The sequence below is a fragment of the Verrucomicrobiota bacterium genome (assembly GCA_037139415.1).
In the GTDB taxonomy this organism is placed as follows: Bacteria; Verrucomicrobiota; Verrucomicrobiia; order Limisphaerales; family Fontisphaeraceae; genus JBAXGN01.
Map to the genome: position 1 here is coordinate 22,885 of JBAXGN010000095.1, position 6,297 is coordinate 29,181.

General features: G+C 56.1%; 5 protein-coding genes. 1 reads left to right on the forward strand and 4 read right to left on the reverse strand.

Annotation, left to right across the window (positions count from 1 at the left end; all coding sequences use genetic code 11):
- Positions 1–3: 3 nt before the first annotated feature.
- The 3 genes from WCO56_16835 to nagB all read right to left on the reverse strand — a co-directional run bounded on the left by WCO56_16835 (position 4) and on the right by nagB (position 3,765).
- Positions 4–1,437: an efflux RND transporter periplasmic adaptor subunit gene (locus WCO56_16835; GenBank protein ID MEI7731243.1), complete on the reverse strand. Its 1,434-nt coding sequence runs from the start codon at positions 1,435–1,437 to the stop codon at positions 4–6.
- A 72-nt stretch (positions 1,438–1,509) separates the two neighbouring features.
- Entirely contained in the window at positions 1,510–2,895 is a 1,386-nt protein-coding gene (locus WCO56_16840) for a hypothetical protein (protein ID MEI7731244.1), read from the reverse strand.
- An 84-nt stretch (positions 2,896–2,979) separates the two neighbouring features.
- The gene (gene nagB / locus WCO56_16845) at positions 2,980–3,765 is read right to left on the reverse strand and encodes a glucosamine-6-phosphate deaminase (protein MEI7731245.1); all 786 of its coding nucleotides are present in this window, start codon (positions 3,763–3,765) and stop codon (positions 2,980–2,982) included.
- A 260-nt stretch (positions 3,766–4,025) separates the two neighbouring features.
- On the opposite strand from nagB, the gene dusB reads away from it, so the two are divergent.
- Positions 4,026–5,129 (forward strand): tRNA dihydrouridine synthase DusB, encoded by a 1,104-nt coding sequence (gene dusB, locus WCO56_16850; GenBank protein MEI7731246.1) that lies wholly within the window; start codon positions 4,026–4,028, stop codon positions 5,127–5,129.
- Between the two features lie 78 nt (positions 5,130–5,207).
- Here the strand turns inward: dusB and WCO56_16855 are convergent, their stop codons facing one another.
- Positions 5,208–5,558: a hypothetical protein gene (locus tag WCO56_16855; protein MEI7731247.1), complete on the reverse strand. Its 351-nt coding sequence runs from the start codon at positions 5,556–5,558 to the stop codon at positions 5,208–5,210.
- Positions 5,559–6,297 lie beyond the last annotated feature (739 nt).

A 6,297-nucleotide genomic window follows, 5' to 3' on the forward strand; every position in this document is an offset into this window, starting at 1 on the left:
TGGTTACCGCGGGCGGAATCCGCCAAAGGGCTGGCCGAATGGGCTAGAACTACCTGTCGTCTTTACGGTGCCAGCAGCGGATGGCAGGTTGACGCCGGCAGCAACCATATCGTTCTCGTTCAGCCCCTCAATGACCTCGGTGTTGGTCCCATCGGTGATGCCGGTCTTGATGATCACCGGCTTCAGCACCGTCAGATCTGAGCCCGGCTTTTTGTCTTTCTCAACCAGATACACAGTGCGGGTGGCCGGGCCATCTGAAGCGTTGGCCGAGGAGTTGCGTCCACCGCCGCCTTCGGCGCGCCGTCGCTCGCGCCATTGCTGATATTTTTCGCGCTGTTCAGGCGTCAGCGTCTCCACCCATTTCTGGGCATCCTCACGGCTGGGCGGGCGGCCTTCACCCCAAGGCGGGGTGGGCAAGCCTTCCGGTCGGCTGGAGCCAGTGCTGGCGGTGGCGGTCGAATTGGTGCGGGTTCCAGCGGGCACGTTAGTGTTCACGAGCACCACGGCATTCGTGGGCGGGCGAAAGCGCAAGGCCGAATTCGGGAGGCGCAAGGTATTGGTGCGTTGGGCGGTGACGATCGTGGCATTGGCCGTCATACCCGGGCGCAGCTTCATGTCCGGGTTGCTCACCTCCACCACACTAATGTAATTGACCACATTTTGGTTGGTGATCGGTGCGAAGCGCACCTGGATGACATTGCCGCCAAACTGACGGGTGGGAAAAGCATCCACGGTGAAATTGACGCGCTGACCTTCAGTGACGCCGCCAACGTCCGCTTCCGAGACCATCGCCTCGATGCGCATCAGGCGCAAGTCATTGGCAATGGTAAAGAGCGTGGGAGTATTGAAGCTGGATGCGACCGTCTGCCCGACGTCCACATTGCGAGAGATCACCACGCCGTCAATCGGGGCATAGATGGTGGTGCGTTCGAGGTCCACTTTAGTTTTATTGATACCTGCTTCAGCCTTTTTCACGGCAGCTTGCGCCTGATGCAGGTCCGCCAGCGCTTTGTCGAATTCGGTTGCAGCCAGCAGTTGGTTGGTAAACAGCCCTCGGGCGCGGCCGTAATTGAGCTGCGCCAGTTCCAGTTCAGCCATGGCACTGGCCATGTCCGCTTCGGATTGGGTCAATACCTGGCGATAGGTGGAGGGATCAATCTGGGCGATGACTTGGCCATTGGTGACGCGGGAGTTATAATCCACCTGAATATCCGTGATAATGCCGGAAACCTGGCTGCCGACGGTAACACTCTTTACGGGGCTGATCTGGCCGTTGGCGGTGATGGACTGAATAATGTCCCCGCGCGTGATCGTGACCGTTTTATAGTCAATGACCTGGCTCACCGGCCGTTGGGAATACCACTGATAGCCCGCAATCGCCCCGCCAATCAATGCCAGCAGTACCAACCATTTAAATAAACCAAAGAGTTTTTTCATATTCTAAAAATCCGTCAACGCTCATTCCGGACAAATTCTATTCGACGTTATGAACGTGTTTTTGCACCCATGCTATTTGGCTGCGTGATCAAAATAATCCACCAGCGAATAGACCCGCTCGTTGAGCGGCTTCATGGCACCAAGAAGGTCACGGTAAAGCTCAAACCGCGCGTTGACAATGCCTTTGTTTGAATCCCGGTTCGAGGGATCGGCCTTGGTATCCTCGGGATCGTTGTCCTGATATTTGAACCAATGCCAACCCACGCAGGTCTTGGACTCCAATAACCCGAGGACAAAGTTCTGGTAAAAGTAGCCGCGTTCCTTCTGGGTCTTTACCAGCCAGCCCGCGCCGCCGGTGTTTGCCATTCCGGAATCCATTCCCTTGGCGTACCATTCCGTGATGATGCACGGTTTCTTGGATTCCGCCGTCCACATCGCCAGCATGGATGCGTCCGGTGTCCAGCCATGGTAATAATTGACGGCGACAAGGTCGAGGTAAGGCCCCGCAGCGCGAAAGAGTTCCGGGCGCTTCGTGTCGGAACCGTGAAAGCGAGAGCCGAGATACAGATGGTTGGGATCACACTTCTTAATGGCTTTGGACACGATGCGATAATAGCGGTCCGCCACCACCATGGTAAATTCAGCTTCGTCGGCCGTCGCAATCTTTTGCAGGTTGGCATTTGGGCCATGCTTCTTCTGCAGCCAAGCCTTGGCGGCCTGATGGCCAGGATCCGATTCCGGAAGGGAAAGGTAACCTTTCAGCGGATCACGGCGGTAAGGCATTTCATTATCCGAGAAGTGCCCCAGCAACCAGGGATCTTTGCTGCCCTTTTCCAGGGATTTGGCCTGCTCATCGCAAAACTTCTCAAATTCGGGATCAAAAACGAAAATGCAATCACTGGGGTAACCCGTATGGCCAGGCTTTTGATAAGTGCCGCCGCGCTTTTTACCGTAGGCGCTCATGAAGTTCCAGATGGTGGTGTACGCCACGGGTTTGGAAACACCGCGCAGCGTGTCCACGGAACTCCAAGCGCCCAAACCATTGAAACCGTTCTCACGGAGCAAGGCGATGGAGCTTTCCGCCCAACGTTCGGTGCTGCCAAATTTTTCCTGGAACGCTTTCTGCGCGCCGCTGGTGCGCAACGGACTCACGGAAACCACGGCTTTATGCAAAAATAGCCCGCCGTCCGGGTCCACCAGCCACCAGCGCCCCTGAAAATTGGTCGGGTAAAAGAACCCCGTGGCTGGCAGTTTGCGCGAACTCAAGCCGCCATATTGATCCAATCCGGTATCCAGATTGGCGCGCGCGCTGGCAGGAAGGTGTTCAAGCAATCGCGTGGGGTAAGATTTCCATTCACCGCCCGGTTTGGTGGCCACCTGTACCGTGAGCGGCTGGGTCTGAGCCACACTGGCGGTAATGACGGTCAGCCACAAGGCCGGACCGAACAATCGAGTCATTGAATGCATAAACATAAGTTGAACTATCATGGCACTACGAACCAACCCTACGGATTGAAGGTTGAGAAATGGCCGTCCGGATGGTTACTGATATTCAGCCCATTCGGGCTCGTTCGCAAAAATCCAGCGGTAATACTCCGTGCCTTGCAGCCGGCTGGCGGCGGCTTCATCCACCACCACTGTGCAGCGCGGGTGCATCTGCAACGCCGTGGCGGAGATCATGGAGGTAATGGGCCCTTCCACGGCTTTGGCCACAATTTCAGCCTTATCGGCGCCCACCGCCAGCATCAGGCAGCGCCGGCATTCCAGGATGGTGCCAACGCCCATGGTGATGGCGCGGCGCGGCACCTTGTCGGCACCGCCAAAGTACTGGGCGTTTTGCGCGATCGTCATGGGAGTCAGGGCCTTGACCCGGGTGCGGGATCGAAACGCGGAGAGCGGTTCATTGAACCCGATGTGTCCGGCTTTGCCGATGCCCAACAATTGCAAATCCACACCCCCAAATTTTTGGATGAGGCGCTCATAATTGGCGCATTCGGTATCCAGGTTTTCCGCCAGCCCGTTGGGCAGATGCGTATCGCGCGGGTCCATGTTCACCTGGTTGAACAGGTGGCGGTTCATGTACTGCCGATAGGAATTGGCATCTTCCGATGACAACCCGACATATTCATCCAGATTGAAGGTGTGGCAGAGGGAAAAATCCAGTTTCTCCTCGCGGTGCTGGTGGACGAGTTGACGATACACCGCCTCCATGGTGCCGCCGGTTGCCAGGCCCAGCACCAGGTACGGGTTACTCCGTAACTCTCCGGCCGCAATTCGCGCCACCAGGCGCGCCGCCGATTCCGCCGTTGGTCTTATGATGACTTCCATAGCTGCGTGTCACTCTAGTTTATCTGCCGGGGGTTTGTCCAGTTGGCCATTCCGTCACGGCACACCATCATGTGTCTATGCGTAAACTTGATACCAGAACCGCCCGGCGTTGAAAGATAATTATTGTGGTTAAACTGGTTAGCCACGCACACCGTGCAAACGGCCTGAAGTTTTTACCAGGTCTGGCATCCGGTTTTTTGTAAAAGTTTCTTTCGTAATTTTTTTGCCATGGCCGTTTCCCAAGGTAACATGTCGTCCACATGTTGCGCTTAGGTACGCTCGCTTTGAAGTCCAACCTGTTCCTTTCGCCGCTGGCGGGTTACACCAACCTGCCATTCCGGCTGGCGGTGAGGGAACTGGGCGGTCTGGATTTATGCACGACGGACCTGGTGAACGCGCGATCCCTGATCGAGAAGCGATCCAAGGCTTTCAAGTTGATTGAAAGCCGCCCCGAGGATCACCCGCTGGCCGTGCAATTATTCGGCTCCGTGCCGGAGGAAATGCGTGATGCCGCTGGGTTGATGGAGTCCATTGGCATCGCGTCGGTGGACATCAACATGGGCTGTCCGGTGCGCAAGGTCTGCCAGGTGGGCGGCGGTTCTGCGATGATGAAGGAATTGGACCGCACTTCCGCGCTGGTGCGCATGATGGTCAACGCCGTCAAAATTCCCGTCACCGCCAAGATGCGTTTGGGCTGGGACGAGCAGAACCTCACCGCGCCAGACCTGGCGCGCGCCTTGGAGGACGCGGGGATCGCGGCGGTGTTTGTGCATGGCCGGACGCGCGAGCAGGGATTTGGCGGGGTAGTGAACCTGGCGGGCATTCGCTCGGTGGTGCAGGCAGTCCGGCAAATTCCGGTGATCGGCAACGGCGACGTGACCACACCGCAGGCAGCCAAAATGATGCTGGAGGAAACCGGTTGCGCCGGGATCAGCATTGGGCGCGGCGCGTTCTATAATCCCTGGATTTTCAACCACACCCGGCACTATCTGGAAACCGGCGAACTGCTGCCGGAGCCCGTCCTTGAGGAGCGCCTCCGCCTGATGCGGCGGCACCTCGCTTGGATGATCGAGGTATTTGGCGAGGAACATGGCTGCCGGATGTTTCGCAAGATCGCGCCTTGGTACGCGCGCCGGTTCGGCCCGGCCAACGAATTCACCAAACGGGTCACCCTGTTGCGCAGCCAGGCGCATTTCGAGGAAATCCTCGCGCATTATCTGCAATGGCGCCGCCAATTTCTGGATGACACTGGTGAATTAAAACCGCGCTTCCAACCGCCGCCACTGGTCGCCAGTTTCATGCTCGCGCCGGGCCAAGTGGCCCACAGCATTCCCGTGCCCAAGGGACCCGTGGAGAAGTGGTAACTGACGTCAGCGGCTACGGGGAGGCTGGATGAAAAACTGGACCAAAACTGGACCATTTCTGTACCAAAAATGAAATTTTCAGGTAGTGGTTTCGACGGAGGTCATTTTTATAAGTTGATGTAAAACAGACTGTTGTGAGGCTTGGGAGTCAACCGCCGCTGGTCCATTTTGCAGGGGGGTGGTGCAGTTTGGTTGCGGGAAGGTGGCCAGAAGCTGGCGCAACGAGTTCTGGCAAAAGGCGAAGCTGTTGGAAAACAGCATCCGATCCAGGTTCATGAACCGTTGGGCGGTTCGAAAGTACTGGGTGATGAGGGATGGTTTGGGGCGCGGGCCGATCCGTTTCGGGGTAACACGGATGATGGCGCGGATGATGACCGGCTTGATGATCTTGGGCCGGATGATGCGGGAGATGAATTTGTGGGGCCACATAGGGATTTCAGATTTCAAATTTTCAGACATTGATGACCGCGAAATGCGCGAATTGGCGCGAATAAGACCAGAAAACCTTTTGCAGAAATATTTTCGGGCAGAAAAATAAATCCGAAGAATTTAGGAGCTTGGAGCAAGGAGTTGGCCCCACCGGGATTTGAGTTTTCATAATATTATGTCGTTCTATTTTTCAGCCAGTCGGGTCGCGACACACGGTGTCTGGCGGATCGCAAACGCGCGGTCCGTGATGACCCACGGGCGAGAGCGTGACATGAAATCAGGAAAGGTGGTTGCCGCCGGGAGGGAATAAATTCGGAGGGGAAAAAGAGTTATCAGTTATCAGACGGGGCAAAGAATCAAATGCGGATTGCGGAACACTCGATTTCGGAATGCGGATTGCGGATTGCGGAATGATTAAGCAAAGAAACAAATGCGGAAGGAAACTGATTTTGCAGAAAAATGGAGAGCCAACATGGCAAAAAATTGGGAACAAATTCCTTTTGCTGAAAAATCAAAGTTGATGAACCACAGAGTACACAAAGACAGCAGAGACAACAAGGACTGCAAGGACGGCCACAGCCTTAGCCAGCCGTGGCCTCAGCGGCATCCGTGGGCAATTTCAGTTCCTATTTTTCTGCAAAAGGTTTCTCGCTTTTATGGCAACAACAGCCGGGGATTCACCGTGAACCCATTCGGATAGACTTTATCCGCCGGATTCGCCAGCGCCTGCCAATGCGCC